Source organism: uncultured Salinisphaera sp., assembly GCF_964012375.1.
Lineage (GTDB): Bacteria > Pseudomonadota > Gammaproteobacteria > Nevskiales > Salinisphaeraceae > Salinisphaera.
The window spans coordinates 16,188-32,327 of the sequence record NZ_CAXGSH010000039.1 but is presented as its reverse complement, the minus strand read 5'-3'; the positions used below and the strand labels follow the sequence as shown (position 1 = coordinate 32,327).

Sequence of the window (16,140 nt, the reverse complement as noted above, 5' to 3'; positions counted from 1 at the left end):
ACGGAGGAAAGTCCGGGCTCCACAGGGCAGGATGCCAGGTAACGCCTGGGAGGCGTGAGCCTACGGAAAGTGCAACAGAGAGTAGACCGCCTATGGCTCGTTTTCGAGCCAGGTAAGGGTGAAAGGGTGCGGTAAGAGCGCACCGCGCGTCCGGCAACGGTTCGCGGCACGGTAAACCCCATCCGGAGCAAGACCAAATAGGAGGACGACGTGCGGCCCGCACAGTCCTCGGGTAGGTCGCATGAGGCATGCGGTGACGCATGTCCCAGATGAATGATTGCGCACGACAGAACCCGGCTTATCGGCCGACTCCGACCCTCTTGTTATGCCGAACGGCCGCTCTGGCCGACTTCTGCTCGCGTCTGCGTGGGCGAGCGCCCCACCTGCGCAAACCATGCGCCGGTTTTGGCGCCACGCGATTCGGCCGTCGCCAGCAATTTACGCGAATAAAGGCTTTGCAGCGGGCGCCGGCTTACAAAGTCGTCGAGCTAAAACCGCTAAAACCCTAAAAAACAAAACAAAATGGCAGCGGCCTTTTTCATCGTAAATTGGGCTGTGAAGGCTTCAGAAATCACTGTTTTGCTGGGTTTTTTTACCTCCCGTCGTTTGCTTGACACCCGAAAGCGGCACTGCCTATAGTGGTGGCGTGGGGTAGGAAGTGGGGCAAAGTGGTTCAACGGCAGAAATGAGGCCGCAGCGTGTTCAAGGGGTCGCATCCGGTCACCATCGATGCCAAGGGTCGTATTGCGATCCCGGCGTCGTATCGCCAGTCGTTGGTTGACGACTGTGCGGGCCGGCTCGTCGTGACCCAGCACTGGGATGGCTGCCTGCTGATCTACCCGTTGTCCGAATTTCAGGCGTTCGAGAAGAAACTGCTGGCCAAAGGCGGGCTCGATCCGAAGGTAAGAAACATCCAGCGTTTTCTGATTGGCAATGCCCGCGACGTCGAGATGGATAAACAGGGTCGGCTGCTGTTGCCGGCCAATCTGCGTGGCTATGCGCATCTGGAATCCAAAGCCGTGCTGTCGGGTATGGGCAATCTTTTCGAGCTGTGGGACGAAGCGACCTATCACGCGCGTTCGGCCGACATCGCCGCCCAGCTGTCCGAAGACGCCGCCAATGGCGAACTGCCCGACGTGCTCATGGATCTGAGCCTGTGACCCTCTCCATTAACCGCCGCATTTCATTCAAGTCATGAGGACCGCTGCTCACATGCCGCAGGCCGAACATCAACCGGTGTTGCTCGACGCCGCCCTGACCGGGCTTGGCGTGCGTGCGCACGGCGTGTACGTGGATGCCACGTTCGGCCGCGGCGGTCATAGTCGGGGCGTGTTGGCCCAGCTGGGCGAGAAGGGTCGGCTGATTGCATTCGATCAGGATCCGGACGCCGAGGCGCATGCCCGGCCGCTGGTCGAGGGCGATGCCCGGTTCAGCTTTGTACGCAGCTCCTTTGCCGAGCTGGGTGAGCGTATCGCCGCACTCGGCCTCGCCGGGCGCGTTGACGGTGTGTTGTTCGACCTGGGCGTGTCGTCACCCCAGTTCGATGTCGCCGAGCGCGGCTTCTCGTTTCGTCATGCCGGCCCGCTGGATATGCGCATGAATCCCGACGCCGGGCAGCCGCTGTCGACGTGGCTGCATGCCGCAAGCCACGGCGAAATTGCGGCCGTAATCAAGCGCTACGGCGAAGAGCCCATGGCGGGTCGTATCGCGGGGGCGATCGTCGATGCGCGCGCAGCCGGGCCGATTCAGGACACCGGGCGTCTCGCCGCGATCGTGGCCGGGGCGATCCCGGCCCGGGTAGCGGCCGGCAAGCGCATACATCCGGCGACCCGCACTTTTCAGGCGTTTCGCATGTATATCAACGATGAGATCGGTGCGCTCGATCGCGGGCTCGAGAGCGCCTTCGACGTGCTGGCGCCGGGCGGGCGGCTCGCCGTAATCAGCTTTCATTCGCTCGAAGACCGTCGGGTCAAGCGCTTCATTCGCGCCCAGGCACGTCCGGCCCCGCCGCCGGTGCCGATGGCGCCGGTCGTCGAACCGGCCTTGAGCGAAATCGGCAAGCCGGTACGCGCTAACGCGGCCGAGCTTGCCGTTAACGCCCGTGCGCGTAGCGCCATCCTGCGGGTGGCCGAACGTACCGCGGCAGCGAAGGTGACGACATGAGTCGGCCCGTGCTTACCATCATCGGCCTGTCGCTGACCATTCTGGTGAGCGCGGTGGCCGTCGTGCAGGCCAAGCACAAAACGCGTGAAATGGCGCACCAGCTGCAGGTCGAACGCGTCGAGCGCGACAAGCTCTCCACCGAATGGGCCCAGCTGCAGCTTGAAGAGAGCGCCTGGGCGAACCCTGATCGCGTGGCCCAGGTGGCCCGTCGCGAGCTGGGCATGGTGCAGCCGCGTCAATACGTGGTGCTGGAGTCGCAGCGATGAGCCGGCACGACCATCAACGCAACAGCCAGCGACCCAAACGCAACCAGACGCCGCCGCCTCCGGGCTGGCGCGGCTGGTTTGTGCTGACATTGTTCGTGGGCTTTGCCGTTGTGCTGGCCGGTCGGGCGTTCGATTTGCAGGTGCTCGATCAGGCGTTCCTGACCAAGGAAGGCGACAAGCGTCATCTGCGCAGCGTCTCTGTGCCGGCCGGTCGCGGCGTGATCAAGGATCGCAACGGCGAGCCGCTGGCGCTTTCGGCGCCGACCGAATCCGTCTGGGCGGTGCCCGGCGCCGTGCTCGAGGCGCCGGACAAGATCGCGCCGCTCGCGCATGAGTTGAATATTCCGGTTTCCGAGCTGCGCAGCCGTCTGGAAAGCTACAAAGGGCGTCAGTTCTTGTACCTGCGTCGCCAGCTCGCACCGACCGATGCACGTGCGGTAATGGCAGTCGACGCACCGGGCGTGTTCCTGCAGCGCGAGTACAAGCGCTACTACCCGGCCGGCGAGGCTGCCGCCCAGATCGTGGGCATGACCAATATCGACGGCCGCGGTCAGGAAGGCCTCGAGCTCAACCGCGACGATTATCTGCACGGTGAGCCGGGCAGTCGGCGCGTGGTCAAGGACCGGGTCGGCCGTGTGGTCGAGGATCTGGCCGAATTCCAGCCGCCTCAGGCGGGTCATGACCTGCGTCTGACCATCGATTCGCGCATGCAGTACATGGCCTACCGCCATATCAAGGCGGCCGTGGTCAAGAACGATGCGAAGGGCGGTATGGTGGTCATGCTCGACCCCACCACCGGCGAGCTGCGCGCGGTTGCTTCCTATCCGAGCTTCAACCCCAACGATCGCGACTCCATCGATCCGTCCGGCGTGCGTGCGCGCGCAGCCACCGACGTCATGGAGCCCGGTTCAACGGTCAAACCGCTGCTGCTGGCCAAGGCGCTGGATAGTGGTTTGTTCGACACCGACGACGTGATTCATACCAAGGGCTGGTTCATGGTCGGCCGGCTCACGGTCAAGGACTTTCGCAACTACGGCGACGTCGATTTCGCCAAGATCCTGCAGAAATCCAGCAACGTGGGCGCTGCGCATGTGGGCCTGAAGATGGGCGCGGAAGGCGTCTGGCGTGCCTATAACGACTTCGGCTTCGGCGATGTCACCGGTAGCGGCTTTCCCGGCGAGCGGTTCGGCGTGCTCAAGGATTTCTACGAGTGGAATAACGTCGAAACGGCCACGGCCTCCTATGGCTATGGCCTGGCCGTGACCGCCTTTCAGCTCATCCGTGCCTATGGCGCCATCGCCGACGACGGCATGTTGCGCAGCCTGCGCCTGATCGAAGGCGAGGGCGCCGACATGCATGCCCCGCCCAAGCGCGTGCTCAAGGCCAAAACCGCGCGCACGATGCGCCACCTTCTGGAGGGCGTGATCAGCCCGGCCGGCACGGCCACGAAGGCGGCAATTCCCGGCTACCGCGTGGCCGGCAAGACCGGTACGGCGCGCAAGGCCGGTACCGGCGGCTATAACGCCGACCGTCATCAGGCCCTGTTCGTGGGCATGGCGCCGGCCGAAAAGCCGGCGCTGGTGACGCTGGTCATGCTCGACGAGCCGAAGAAGGATGCCTATTACGGCGGCGCCGTTGCCGCGCCCGTGTTTGCGGCCGTCATGCGCGATGCGCTGCGCCTGCTCCGGGTGCCGCCGGACGACCCGGGCGTATTGACCGCCTCGGCGGAAACACGATCCAACGGAGCCGGCACATGAACGGGCTGGCACCGGTAAGCACTAAAGCACGGCCCCTGGCCAGCCTCCTCGACGGGCTGGCCTGTGACGTTCCGGGCGTGGATATCGCCGGGGTGGCGATCGACAGCCGCCGGGTGCAGCCCGGCTCGCTATTTCTGGCCTATCGCGGAACGCAAAGCCATGGGCTCGATCACGTCGATGCCGCCGTTGCCGCAGGCGCGGTCGCGGTGGCCTGGGACGACGCGCAACCGCCCATGTTGAATGTGCCGAGCGTACGCGTCGAGGCCCTTGCCAGCCGCGCGAGTCGGATCGCCGGGCGTTTCTATGACGAGCCGTCGCAGAAGCTGTTCGTGGCCGGGGTGACCGGCACCGACGGCAAGACATCCTGTGCATGGCTGCTGTCGCAGGCGCTCGAGCTTCTCGGCGCGCGCTGCGGCTATATCGGCACGCTGGGCTTCGGTTTTGCCGACGATCTGGCCGAGGCCACGCATACCACGCCCGACCCGGTGGCCGTTCAGGACTGGCTGGCCCGACTGGCCGCCGCCGATGCCAGCGCGGTAGCCTTCGAGGTGTCCTCGCATGCGCTCGATCAGCATCGCGTCGACGGCGTGGCGTTCGACGTGGCGGTCCTCACCCAGCTCGGCCGCGACCATCTGGATTATCACGCGAGCCTCGAAGCCTACGCCGCGGCCAAGCAGCGGCTGTTCGCTTTCGATGGGCTGAGCAGCGCGGTGCTCAACGGCGACGACGCCTACGGCCGCGAGTGGCTGGCTGCGCTGGCCGCCGACGTCACGCCGATTGCTTACGGCTGCGGCGATATGGCCGCCCTGGCCGACAACTACGTGCGTATCGAGTCTGTTGCCACCCGCGTGGACGGCCTGTCGCTGACCCTGGATACAAGCTGGGGGCGCGCCGTTATCGACAGCGTGCTGGTGGGACGTTTCAACGCCATGAATCTGGCCGCGGTGCTGGCCGTGCTGCTGGCGCGCGGCGTCGATTTCGACGCGGCGACGGCGGTGCTCGCCCAGCTGACCACCGTGCCCGGGCGCATGCAGCGGGTGGATACCCGCGACGACCAGCCCATGGTGGTGGTCGACTATGCCCATACCCCGGGGGCGCTCGCCCATGCGATTGCCGCGGTGCGCGAGCATGCGGCCGCACGCGTGCTGTGTGTATTCGGCTGCGGCGGCGACCGCGATGCCGGCAAGCGCCCGCTCATGGGCGCGGCCGCCGAGGCCGCCGATGCGGTATGGCTCACCGACGACAATCCGCGCAGCGAATCGCCGGCGGCGATCGTGGCCGCGATCAGCGCCGGCATGCAGGGCGATACCCCGGTGACGATCGAACACGACCGCGCCGCCGCGATTGCGGACGCCATCCATGCCGCCCGGCCGGGCGACGTGGTCTTGATTGCCGGCAAGGGTCACGAAACCACCCAGCAGATCGGCGCCACGCGACGGATCTTCGACGATCGTCTGGCCGCCCACGACGCGCTGGAGGCGCTATGAACGGTCGCCTGTCGGAACTGGCACACACGTTGAACGCAAGCCTGCACGGCCGCGACGCCGACTATGCGGGCGCAAGCATCGATACGCGTCGGCTCGAGCGCAACGCGCTGTTCTTTGCCTTGCCGGGCGCGCGCGTCGACGGGCACGACTTCGTCGGCCGGGCGGCGAGCCTGGGCGCGGCCGCCGCAGTGGTGGCACACGTCGTGGATTCGCCGCTGCCGCAGCTGGTGGTTGCCGACGTGGAACAGGCGTTGCAGCAGGCCGGTGCGGCCTCGCGGCGGGCGTTCGACGGCACCGTGATCGGTGTGACCGGCAGCAACGGCAAGACCACGGTCAAGCAGATGCTGGCCGCCATTCTGGCCGAAGCCGGCTCGGTACTCGCCACCGAGGGCAACCTGAATAACCACCTCGGCGTGCCGATCACGCTCATGCGGCTCAACGACAGCGTCAAGCGTGCGGTTGTCGAAATGGGCGCTTCGCATGCCGGCGAGATCGCCATGCTCGCCGAGCTGGCCCGTCCGCAGGTGGGCGTGGTCACCAATGCCGGCATGGCCCATATCGAAGGCTTCGGCAGTCGCGAAGGCGTGGCCCGGGCCAAGGGCGAAATGTTCGCCGGCCTCGACGCCGACGGCATTGCCGTAATCAACGGCGACGACGATTTCGCGCCGCTCTGGCAAGAGCTGGCCGGGGCGCGTCGGCGGCTGGTCTTTGCCCGTCACGCACGGGCCGAAGCCGATGTGTTCGCCAGCGATATCGAACTGGGCGCCGATCACAGCCGTTTCACGCTGCATACGCCGACGGGCGCGGCCGATGTCGTACTGCCGCTGGCGGGCGCGCACAACATCAGCAACGCGCTGGCCGCGGCGGCCGCAGCCTGCGCCATTGAGCTGGACGCCGACCTCATCGCTCGCGCACTGGGGGCAATGAAGGGTGTCGGCGGCCGCCTGGCGATCGTCGCCGGCCGCCATGGCGCCCGCCTGATCGACGACAGCTACAACGCCAATCCCAATTCTCTCGCCGCTGCACTGGGCTGGCTGGCCCAGCAGCGCGGTGCGCGCTGGGCCGCGCTCGGCGATATGGCCGAGCTTGGCGAGCAGGCCGAACAGGCCCACCGCGATGCTGGCCGGGCCGCCCGCGAATCCGGCATAGAGCGGCTTTGGGTCACGGGTGAGCTCAGCCGGCTCACGGCCGAGGCCTTCGGTCCCGGCGCACAGTGGTTCTCCAATCACGGCGAGCTGATCGCGGCACTCGAAACCGCGTTGTCGGTACGCCAGAGCGAAACCACGCTGCTGATCAAGGGCTCGCGCAGCGCGCGCATGGATCGCGTGGCCGACGCGCTTGCCCTGCAGGCGCCTGCCAAGGCGGGGGTGTCATGCTGACTTTCCTTGCCGACTGGCTTGAGCCGTTGCACAGCGGCTTTCGGGTATTCCAGTTCATCACCCTGCGCGCGATTCTCGGCGTGCTCACGGCGATGGTGTTTTCGTTCGTGTTCGGCCCGATGATGATCCGCAAGCTGACCTTTCATCAGATCGGCCAGCATGTGCGCGATGACGGCCCGCAGAGCCATCTGGTGAAAGCCGGTACGCCCACCATGGGCGGCACCCTGATCATCGCCGCGGTCTTGGTGGCCACCTTGCTCTGGGGCGACCTGAGCAACCGCTGGGTATGGCTGGTGATGCTGGTCACGGCCGCATTCGGGGTGATCGGTTTTCTCGACGACTATCGCAAGCTCAAGTTCGGCAACAGCAAGGGTCTGTCGGCCAAGGCCAAATACAGCGCCCAGACGCTCGTCGGTCTTGCCGCCGGGCTGTGGCTGTATCTGGGCGCGACCAGCTCGGCGGAAACGAGCGTGCTCATTCCCATGCTCAAGGATGTGTCGGTGCCGCTGGGCGCCGGTTATATCCTGTGGAGCTATCTGGTGATCGTGGGCTCGAGCAACGCGGTGAACCTCACCGACGGCCTCGACGGGCTGGCGATCATGCCCTGCGTGCTGGTGGCCTCGGCGCTGGCGATCTTCGCCTATGTCGCCGGCAACGTGCAGTTTGCCGATTATCTCGGCTTTGCCTATATCGAAGGCGTGGGCGAGCTGTCGATCTTCTGTACCGCGATCGGCGGTGCCGGGCTGGGCTTTCTATGGTTCAACGCCTACCCGGCCCAGGTGTTCATGGGCGACGTGGGCGCGCTCGCGCTGGGCGCGGCTCTTGGCGTGGTCGCCGTGGCCGTACGCCAGGAGCTGGTGCTGGTGGTCATGGGCGGCATCTTCGTGGCCGAGACGGTGTCGGTCATCCTGCAGGTGGCCACCTTCAAGCTCACCGGCAAGCGCATGTTCCGCATGGCGCCGCTACATCATCATTTCGAACTCAAGGGCTGGCCCGAGCCCAAAATCATCGTGCGCTTCTGGATCGTCACGCTGGTGCTGGTCCTGATTGGTTTGTCCACGTTGAAGATCCGATGAGCGGCCTGCGCGAACAACTCGCCGATGCCGCCGTGCTGGTGGTTGGCTGTGGCGTGTCCGGCGTATCGGCCGCGCGCTTTGCCAGCGCCTGCGGCGCGCGCGTACGCGTGGTCGACAGCCGCGACGAGCCGCCGGGCGCGCCGGCGCTGTTCGAACATTGCCCCAAGGCCAGCCTGATCGTGGGCGAACTCGATCCCATGCTGCTCGAAGGCATGACCCATATCGTGGTGTCGCCCGGGGTTGACCTGCGCGAGCCGCTGATCGAGGCCGCGCGCGAGCGCGGTCTCGATGTGGTGGGCGATATCGAATGGTTCGCCCAGGTCGTCGATGCGCCGGTGGTCGCGATTACCGGGTCCAACGGCAAGTCCACGGTCACCGCCTGGGTGGGCGAGATCGCGCAGGCCGCGGGCCTGAACTACGCCATGGGCGGTAATTTCGGCACGCCGGCGCTGGATCTGCTCGCCGACGAGATCGAACTCTATGTACTGGAGCTGTCGAGTTTTCAGCTCGAGCTTACGCATCGGCTGGCCGCGCGGGCGGCGACCGTGCTCAACATCAGCGCCGATCATATCGACCGGCATGGCACGGTCGAGCACTACGCTGCGCTCAAGGCGCGTATTTTCGCCGCGGCCGAAGTGGCCGTGACCAATACGGACGATGCCCGCGTAGCAGCCATGCCCACCGGTTCGGCCCGTGTCTTGCGCTTCGGCGCGGCGCCGCAGGCAGACTATCGCCTGCTCGATACGGGCGACGCACGCTATCTCGCTCGCGGCGATCAGCCGTGGCTGGCCTGCGAAGAACTACGCCTGGCCGGACGCCACAACCAGCTCAACGCGCTGGCGGTGTGGGCATTGGCCGAGGCCGCGGGCATTGACCAGGCGGTGATTCGCCGCGGTCTCACCCGCTTTGCCGGCTTGCCGCATCGCTGCGAAACCGTTGCCGAAATTAAGGGCGTGCGCTGGATCAATGATTCCAAGGGCACCAATCCCGGCGCCATGATGGCCTCGCTGGCCGGCATGGATACACCGGTGCTGTTGCTCGCGGGGGGGCAGGCCAAGGGGGCTGACTTCGCCGAGCTTGGGCCGCTGGCCGGCGACAAGGCCCGGGTGGTGATCGTGTTTGGCCAGGATCGCGACACGATTGCGGCAGCGGTCAAAGCCTATGTCCCCGTCGAGCGGGTCGATACGTTGCAACAGGCCGTGCGCGCCGCCGCGAACCGCGCCGAGCGCGGCGATACGGTGCTGTTCTCGCCGGGCTGTGCGAGCTTCGATCAGTTCGACAATTACGTGCATCGCGGCGAGAGCTTCGTGGCCGCCGTAGAGGAGCTGGCGGCATGATCCGCGCTTTGCAGAGCATTCAACTGCCGCGGGTACAGCCCGATACGGCGCTTATGGTCGCGCTGGCGCTGATCGGCGGCATCGGTCTGGTCATGGTGGGCTCGGCTTCGGTGGCGGTCGCCGACCGGCTGACCGACGACCCGATGTATTTCTTCTATCGTCAGGCCGTATTCGCAGTGGTGGGGCTGGTGGCCGGCTTTGTCGTGCTGCATGTGCCGATGCGTGTGTGGCAGGCGAATACCTTCACGCTGCTGGGTATCGGGCTGCTGCTGCTGGTGATCGTGCTTATCCCGGGTATCGGCCATGCCGTCAACGGCGCTCGCCGCTGGATCGATCTGGGACCGTTCTCCATGCAGGCTTCTGAGCCGGCGCGGTTCTGCCTGATCCTGTATGTCGCCGGCTATGCCGCACGCCGCCAGAGCGAGCTCGCCACCAGCTGGGGCGGGCTGTTCCGGCCGATGTTCTTCATGGCACTGGCCAGCTTCCTGCTGCTGATCGAACCCGACTTCGGTGCGGCCGCGGTCATGGTCGCCGTGGCCGCAATGATTCTGTTTCTGGCCGGCGCACGGCTGACCTATCTGCTTGTGCTCGGCACGCTGGCCGGCACCGCGGTGGTGGGCCTGGTGCTGTCGTCGCCGTATCGTCTGGCGCGTCTGCTGAGCTTTTCCGATCCCTGGGCGCATCCCTATGCCAGCGGTTTTCAGCTCACCCAGTCGTTGATCGCCATCGGCCGCGGCGAGATCGCCGGCGTCGGCCTGGGCAATTCGGTGCAGAAACTGCTGTATCTGCCGGAAACCCATACCGACTTTCTGTTTGCCGTCTATGCCGAGGAATTCGGCCTGATCGGCACGCTGGTGCTCATCGGTCTGTTCGCCACCGTGGTCTGGCGCGGCTTCGTTATCGCCCGCCGTGCGGTGCTCGCCGAGCAACTGTTCGCCGGCTTCGTGGCCTATGGCATGTCGAGCTGGCTGGTTTTGCAGGCCTTTCTCAATATCGCCGTGAACATGGGGCTGCTGCCGACCAAGGGCCTGACCCTGCCGTTGATGAGCTACGGCGGTTCCAGCCTGGTGATGATGTGCGTGCTCTGTGCGCTGTTGCTGCGTGTGGACATCGAAACGCGCACGCCCGAGAAAGGGGGTGCGCGATGACTGCGCCCGCGAGCAAGAGCACCCAGGCGCCGCACGTGCTGATCATGGCCGGTGGCACCGGCGGCCACGTCTTTCCCGCGTTGGCGGTGGCCAAGGCGCTGCGGGCGCACGGCGTGCAGGTGAGCTGGCTGGGCACGGCGGCCGGTATCGAGGCACGTCTGGTGCCGGCCAACGATCTGACCCTGCATACCATCGACGTGGCCGGCCTGCGCGGCAAGGGCATGCTTTCGTGGCTGGCCGCGCCGCTGCGTCTGGCCCGCGCCTGCCTGCAGGCGCTTGCCGTGGTGCGCCGCGTCGCGCCGCAGCTGGTGGTCGGCATGGGCGGTTTTGCCGCCGGGCCGGGCGGGCTGGCCGCGCGTCTGACCGGGCGGCCGCTGCTCATTCACGAACAAAACGCTGCCGCGGGGCTGACCAACCGCCTGCTGGCGCGCATGGCCAATACGGTACTGCAGGCATTTCCGAATACCTTTGCCGGCAACAAGGCTCGCAGCGTCGGCAACCCGGTGCGCGCCGAAATTCTTGATCTGCCCGTGCCGACAGAGCGCTTCGCGGATCGCGATGGCCCGGTTCGCCTGCTCGTGCTCGGCGGCAGCGGCGGCGCGCTGGCCATCAACGAGCGCGTGCCGGCAGCGCTGGCACGTATCGATATGAACAAGCGGCCGCAGGTTCGGCATCAGGCCGGTCGCACGCTCGAACAGGCCGAGGCGGCCTACGCCCAGGCCGGCGTCGAGGCCGATGTGAGTGCCTTCATCGACGACATGGCGGCCGCCTATGCCTGGGCCGATGTGGTGATCTGTCGCAGCGGCGCGCTTACCGTGGCAGAACTGGCCGCGGCCGGCGTGGCGGCACTGCTGGTGCCGTATCCGTTTGCGGTCGACGACCACCAGCGCGCCAACGGTCAGTATCTGGTGGACGCGGGGGCGGCGACCCTTATCGACCAGTCCGAACTGAGCGTCGAGCGCCTTGCCGAAGAGATCGAGCGCCTGTGCGCCGATCGCAACGCGCTGCGCGAACGCGCCGAGGCTGCCCGGCGCGTGGCCTGGCCGCATGCCACCGACGATATTGTCGCCGCCTGCTTCGACACCATGGAGGCCGCATGATTGCCCCCCAGGGACGTAGCCCCAACGGCGATTTCCAGCCGCTGGCCGAGCGGCCGATGCGGCGCGTGCGTACCGTGCATATGGTGGGCATCGGCGGCGTCGGCATGGCCGGTATCGCCAGCGTGCTGCTCAACCTCGGCTATGCCGTGACCGGCAGCGATATCAAGGATGGGGTGACCACGCAGGCGCTGGCGGCTCAGGGCGCGAAGATCTTCATCGGCCATGCCGCCGAGAACGTCGAAGGCGCCGACGTGGTGGTCGTTTCCACCGCGGTATCCGAGGACAATCCGGAGGTCGCCACCGCGCACGAACGGCTCGTGCCGGTGGTGCGTCGTGCCGAAATGCTCGCCGAACTGATGCGTTTTCGCTATGGCATCGCCGTGGCCGGCACCCATGGCAAGACCACGACCACGAGTCTGGTTGCCGCACTGCTGGCCGGCGGCGGGCTGGACCCGACCTTCATCGTCGGCGGCAAGGTGTTGGGCGCCAACAGCAACGCACGCCTGGGCGAGGGTCCGTATCTGGTTGCCGAGGCCGACGAGTCCGACGCGAGCTTTCTGTTTCTGACCCCGATGATGGCGATCGTCACCAATATCGATGCCGACCATCTGGAAACCTATGGCGGCGAGTTCTCGCGCCTGACCGAAACCTTCGTGGAATTCCTGCACCACCTGCCGTTCTACGGCCTGGCCGTGCTCTGTGCCGACGACCCGGTGGTGCGTTCGATTCTGGCCGATGTGGGCCGCCCGATCGTGACCTACGGCATCGACCACGATGCCGACATCATGGCCGAGGATCTGGCCTTCGACGGCACCGGCACGCGCTTCACGCTGCGCCGTAACGGCGAGCCGGGCCATGCCGTGCATCTCAACCTGCCGGGCAAGCACAACGTGCTTAACGCCCTGGCCGCCGCCGCGGTGGCGCACGAACTGGGTGTGGACATGGCCGCGATCGGCCAGGCGCTGTCCCAGTTCGCCGGCATCGGCCGTCGCTGCGAAGTCCATGGCGAGATCGTGCTCGCCGGCCAGCGCGTGCTGTTGGTCGACGACTACGGCCATCATCCGCGCGAGCTGGTGAGCATCATCAACGCCGCGCGCAACGCCTGGCCCGATCGGCGGCTGGTGGTGGTGTTCCAGCCGCACCGTTTTTCGCGCACCCGCGATCTGTTCGACGACTTCTGCCAGGTGCTGGCAGAACTGAACGTACTCGTGCTCTGCGAAGTCTATGCCGCGGGCGAACATCCGATCGCCGGCGCCGACGGCCGCGCGCTGGCACGCGGCGTGCGTGCGCGCGGCAAGGTCGACCCGGTATTCGTCGACGACGTGCAGCGCCTGAGCGACGTGCTCAGCGGGGTGGTGCGCGACGGCGACGTACTGCTCACTCTCGGCGCCGGCGATATCGGCGCGGTGGCCCAGCAGATGGCTCGCACTTTCAAGGAAGCAACGACATGAACAGCCCGCGTATTACCGATGCAAGCGCGTTTGGCCGTGTTGCCGTTCTCATGGGCGGCTGGTCGGCCGAGCGCGCCGTATCTTTGGATTCTGGCGCAGCGGTGGGTGCCGCCCTGGAACGCCGCGGCGTGGATGTCACGGTCATCGACGTCGACCAGCGGCGCGTGCTCGGTCTGGCCGAGGAAGGCTTCGACCGCGTGTGGCTGGCGCTGCACGGCCGCGGCGGCGAAGACGGACTGGTCCAGGGCGCGCTCGAGCTGCAAGGGCTGCCTTATACGGGCAGCGGCGTGCTGGCCAGTGCCTTGTCTATGGACAAGGTGCGCACGAAAGCGCTTTGGGCCGCGCAGGGTATCCCGACGCCGGCCCATCGGCTGCTGGATTCCCGCACCGATTCGCAGGCCGTGGTCGACGCGCTCGGGCTGCCGCTGATCGTCAAGCCGGTGCATGAAGGCTCAACCATCGGCATCAGCAAGGTCGAGCGCATCGAGGATCTGGATGCCGCGCGCGCCGCGGCCGCGAAATACGATCGCGAGGTGATGGCCGAGCAGTTCGTGGCCGGGCCCGAATACACGGCATCGATTCTGGATGGGCGCGCCTTGCCGCTGATTCATATCGAGCCGTCCAGCGGTTTCTACGACTACGAAGCGAAGTACGTCGCCAACGACACCCTTTATCACTGCCCCTGCGATCTCGAACAGGGCCGCGAGGCCGAGCTGCAGCGCCTGGCGCTGCGTGCTTTCGAGATCACCGGGGCGCGCGGCTGGGGGCGCGTCGACTTCATGCTCGATGCGGCCGGCCAGCCGTGGTTTCTGGAACTCAACGCCATTCCCGGCATGACTTCGCATTCGCTTGTGCCGATGGCGGCGCGCGCCGCGGGAATGGATTTCGACGAACTGGTGTGGCGCATTCTTGCCGCCACGCTGAACACGGCTAATCAGGAGAAAGACAATGAACTGGCGTGAACCCAAGCGCTGGCGGGACGCCCTGGTGGGCGCAGGTTTGCTGCTGGGTGTGGCAGCCTGTACCTGGCAGGGGATCAAGCCGGAAGGCGAAGCCGCTCGGCACCTGTATATTAGCGGCGACGCGGTGCATGTCAGCGACGATCGGATCGCGGAAATCGCCGCGCCTTACCTGGACGCCTCCTTTTTCGACGTGGATTTGGAGGGATTGCAGGCAAAACTCGGTAATCTGGCATGGTTGCGCGAAGTGAAGGTTTCGCGCCACTGGCCGGATGGTGTGGTCGTCCGGGTAAGCGAGCACGAACCCGTCGCGCTATGGGGCGAAAACTCCGTGCTCGCGGCAGACGGTCAGGTTTTTACGCCGTCGGCGCAGACACGGCCCGCGGGGCTGGTACAACTCCATGGCCCGGATACGGCGGGCCTGAAGGTCTACAACATGTATCAAAAGCTGGCCAAGACGCTAGCGGCTTCCGACGTCGAGCTGCATAGTCTCGCGTTGGACGCGCGTGGCTCGTGGAGCGCGCAGCTGGCCGATGGGCTCGAGCTGCGCCTGGGCCGCGACGATATCGATGCCCGCGTGCAGCGTTTCGTGCGCTATGCGCTGGGTGATGAGCAGGCGCGCAGCCGTCTGGCCGATGCCGGCTATGTGGATTTGCGCTACAGCGATGGTTTTGCAGTCGGCGGCACGCGTGCCGCGACCGGCAATCAGGAGAAAGGTGATGAGCAAGCGGCCTGACCAGAATCTCGTCGTCGGCCTCGATATCGGCACCTCCAAGGTTGCCTGTATCGTTGCCGAGATCAACGAGGGCAAGCTCGAGATCATTGGTCTGGGTAGTGCGCCGTCGCGCGGCATGAAGAAGGGGATGGTGGTCAATATCGAATCCACCACCGATTCCATTCGTCGCGCGGTCGAAGAAGCCGAGTTGATGGCCGGCTGCCGGATCCAGTCCGTGCACTGCGGAATCTCGGGCGCCCATGTGCGTTCGCTGAATTCGCACGGCATCGTGGCGGTGCGCAACAAGGAAGTCACCGAATCGGATATCGAGCGCGTGATCGATGCCGCCTGCGCGGTCGCGATTCCGGCCGACCAGAAGATCCTGCACGTGCTGCCTCAGGAATTCGCCGTCGACGACAACGAAGGTATCCAGGAGCCGGTCGGCATGTCCGGCGTGCGTCTGGAGGCCAAGGTGCATATCGTCACCGGCGCGGTGACCTCGGCACAGAATATTCAGAAGTGCGTCGGCCGTTGCGGCCTGGAAGTCTCCAAGCTGTCGCTCGAACAGCTGGCGTCCAGCTATGCGGTGCTCTCCGACGACGAAAAGGATCTGGGCGTCGCCCTGGTCGATATTGGCGGCGGTACCTCGGATATCGCCGTGTTCGTCAACGGCTCGATTCGGCATACGGCGGTGATCCCGATCGCCGGCGATCAGGTGACCAACGATATCGCGGTCGCGCTGCGTACGCCGACCCAGCATGCCGAGGGCATCAAGATTCGCTATGGCTGTGCATTGCCGGAACTCATCGAGGACGACGATGCCATTGAAGTACCGAGCGTGGGCGAACGCCCGCCCCGGCGGTTGTCGCGCTATACGCTCGCCGAGGTGATCAAGCCGCGCTACGAAGAGCTGTTCATGCTCATCCACAAGGAACTGGTGCGCTCCGGTTTCGAGGATCTGCTGGCCGGCGGCGTGGTGATCACCGGTGGCTCATCCAAGATGGAAGGGCTCACCGACCTGGCCGAAGAGGTGTTCCATATGTCGGTTCGCCTGGGTACGCCGCAGCGCGTGCAGGGACTTTCGGATGTGGTGAAGAATCCGATCCATGCCACGGGCGTGGGTCTGCTCGAGTTCGGTAACCGTTCCCAGCCGCGGCCGGGAATCGATATTTCCAATAAAGATAATTCGTTTGCGCAGGTCTGGGAGCGGATGAAGGCCTGGTTCCAGGGGAATTTCTAGTTTCGCGTTCGATCAACGTCGGTCAATTGCCGGCAGTCGCCGGCCCGACACAAAAGTTTTTC

Annotated in this window: 14 protein-coding genes and 1 other RNA gene; all 15 read left to right on the top strand. The window is 65.8% G+C overall.

Annotated elements, in window-relative coordinates:
• An RNA gene (gene rnpB, locus ABNU97_RS08725) (RNase P RNA component class A) lies at positions 1–317 on the top strand; the annotation flags it as partial.
• Positions 318–698: 381 nt separating this feature from the next.
• The gene (gene mraZ, locus ABNU97_RS08720; RefSeq protein ID WP_293628447.1) at positions 699–1,160 is read left to right on the top strand and encodes a division/cell wall cluster transcriptional repressor MraZ; all 462 of its coding nucleotides are present in this window, start codon (positions 699–701) and stop codon (positions 1,158–1,160) included.
• Between the two features lie 34 nt (positions 1,161–1,194).
• Entirely contained in the window at positions 1,195–2,163 is a 969-nt protein-coding gene (gene rsmH / locus ABNU97_RS08715; protein WP_348766349.1) for a 16S rRNA (cytosine(1402)-N(4))-methyltransferase RsmH, read from the top strand.
• Entirely contained in the window at positions 2,160–2,429 is a 270-nt protein-coding gene (gene ftsL / locus ABNU97_RS08710) for a cell division protein FtsL (RefSeq protein WP_348766348.1), read from the top strand. Before rsmH ends, ftsL begins: the two co-directional genes overlap by 4 nt.
• Complete coding sequence (locus ABNU97_RS08705; RefSeq protein WP_348766347.1) at positions 2,426–4,186, top strand: penicillin-binding protein 2; 1,761 nt, start codon at positions 2,426–2,428, stop codon at positions 4,184–4,186. Before ftsL ends, ABNU97_RS08705 begins: the two co-directional genes overlap by 4 nt.
• Complete coding sequence (locus tag ABNU97_RS08700) at positions 4,183–5,673, top strand: UDP-N-acetylmuramoyl-L-alanyl-D-glutamate--2,6-diaminopimelate ligase (RefSeq protein ID WP_348766346.1); 1,491 nt, start codon at positions 4,183–4,185, stop codon at positions 5,671–5,673. Before ABNU97_RS08705 ends, ABNU97_RS08700 begins: the two co-directional genes overlap by 4 nt.
• On the top strand, positions 5,670–7,052 hold the full coding sequence (murF, locus tag ABNU97_RS08695; RefSeq protein ID WP_348766345.1) for a UDP-N-acetylmuramoyl-tripeptide--D-alanyl-D-alanine ligase: 1,383 nt from the start codon (positions 5,670–5,672) through the stop codon (positions 7,050–7,052). Before ABNU97_RS08700 ends, murF begins: the two co-directional genes overlap by 4 nt.
• Positions 7,046–8,128 carry a phospho-N-acetylmuramoyl-pentapeptide-transferase gene (mraY, locus tag ABNU97_RS08690; protein ID WP_348766344.1) on the top strand — a complete coding sequence of 361 codons (1,083 nt, stop codon included), beginning with the start codon at positions 7,046–7,048 and terminating at the stop codon, positions 8,126–8,128. Before murF ends, mraY begins: the two co-directional genes overlap by 7 nt.
• A complete protein-coding gene (gene murD, locus ABNU97_RS08685; protein ID WP_348766343.1) occupies positions 8,125–9,465 on the top strand; it encodes a UDP-N-acetylmuramoyl-L-alanine--D-glutamate ligase in 1,341 nt (446 codons plus the stop codon). The genes mraY and murD overlap by 4 nt, the downstream gene beginning before the upstream one ends.
• The gene (gene ftsW / locus ABNU97_RS08680; RefSeq protein ID WP_348766342.1) at positions 9,462–10,613 is read left to right on the top strand and encodes a putative lipid II flippase FtsW; all 1,152 of its coding nucleotides are present in this window, start codon (positions 9,462–9,464) and stop codon (positions 10,611–10,613) included. The genes murD and ftsW overlap by 4 nt, the downstream gene beginning before the upstream one ends.
• Positions 10,610–11,713 (top strand): undecaprenyldiphospho-muramoylpentapeptide beta-N-acetylglucosaminyltransferase, encoded by a 1,104-nt coding sequence (gene murG, locus ABNU97_RS08675; RefSeq protein ID WP_348766341.1) that lies wholly within the window; start codon positions 10,610–10,612, stop codon positions 11,711–11,713. Before ftsW ends, murG begins: the two co-directional genes overlap by 4 nt.
• Complete coding sequence (gene murC / locus ABNU97_RS08670; RefSeq protein WP_348766340.1) at positions 11,710–13,164, top strand: UDP-N-acetylmuramate--L-alanine ligase; 1,455 nt, start codon at positions 11,710–11,712, stop codon at positions 13,162–13,164. Before murG ends, murC begins: the two co-directional genes overlap by 4 nt.
• On the top strand, positions 13,161–14,126 hold the full coding sequence (locus ABNU97_RS08665) for a D-alanine--D-alanine ligase (RefSeq protein ID WP_348766339.1): 966 nt from the start codon (positions 13,161–13,163) through the stop codon (positions 14,124–14,126). Before murC ends, ABNU97_RS08665 begins: the two co-directional genes overlap by 4 nt.
• Complete coding sequence (locus ABNU97_RS08660; RefSeq protein WP_348766338.1) at positions 14,113–14,859, top strand: cell division protein FtsQ/DivIB; 747 nt, start codon at positions 14,113–14,115, stop codon at positions 14,857–14,859. The genes ABNU97_RS08665 and ABNU97_RS08660 overlap by 14 nt, the downstream gene beginning before the upstream one ends.
• Positions 14,843–16,078, top strand: coding sequence for a cell division protein FtsA (gene ftsA / locus ABNU97_RS08655; protein WP_348766337.1), 1,236 nt, complete (start codon positions 14,843–14,845; stop codon positions 16,076–16,078). Before ABNU97_RS08660 ends, ftsA begins: the two co-directional genes overlap by 17 nt.
• Positions 16,079–16,140: the final 62 nt, after the last annotated feature.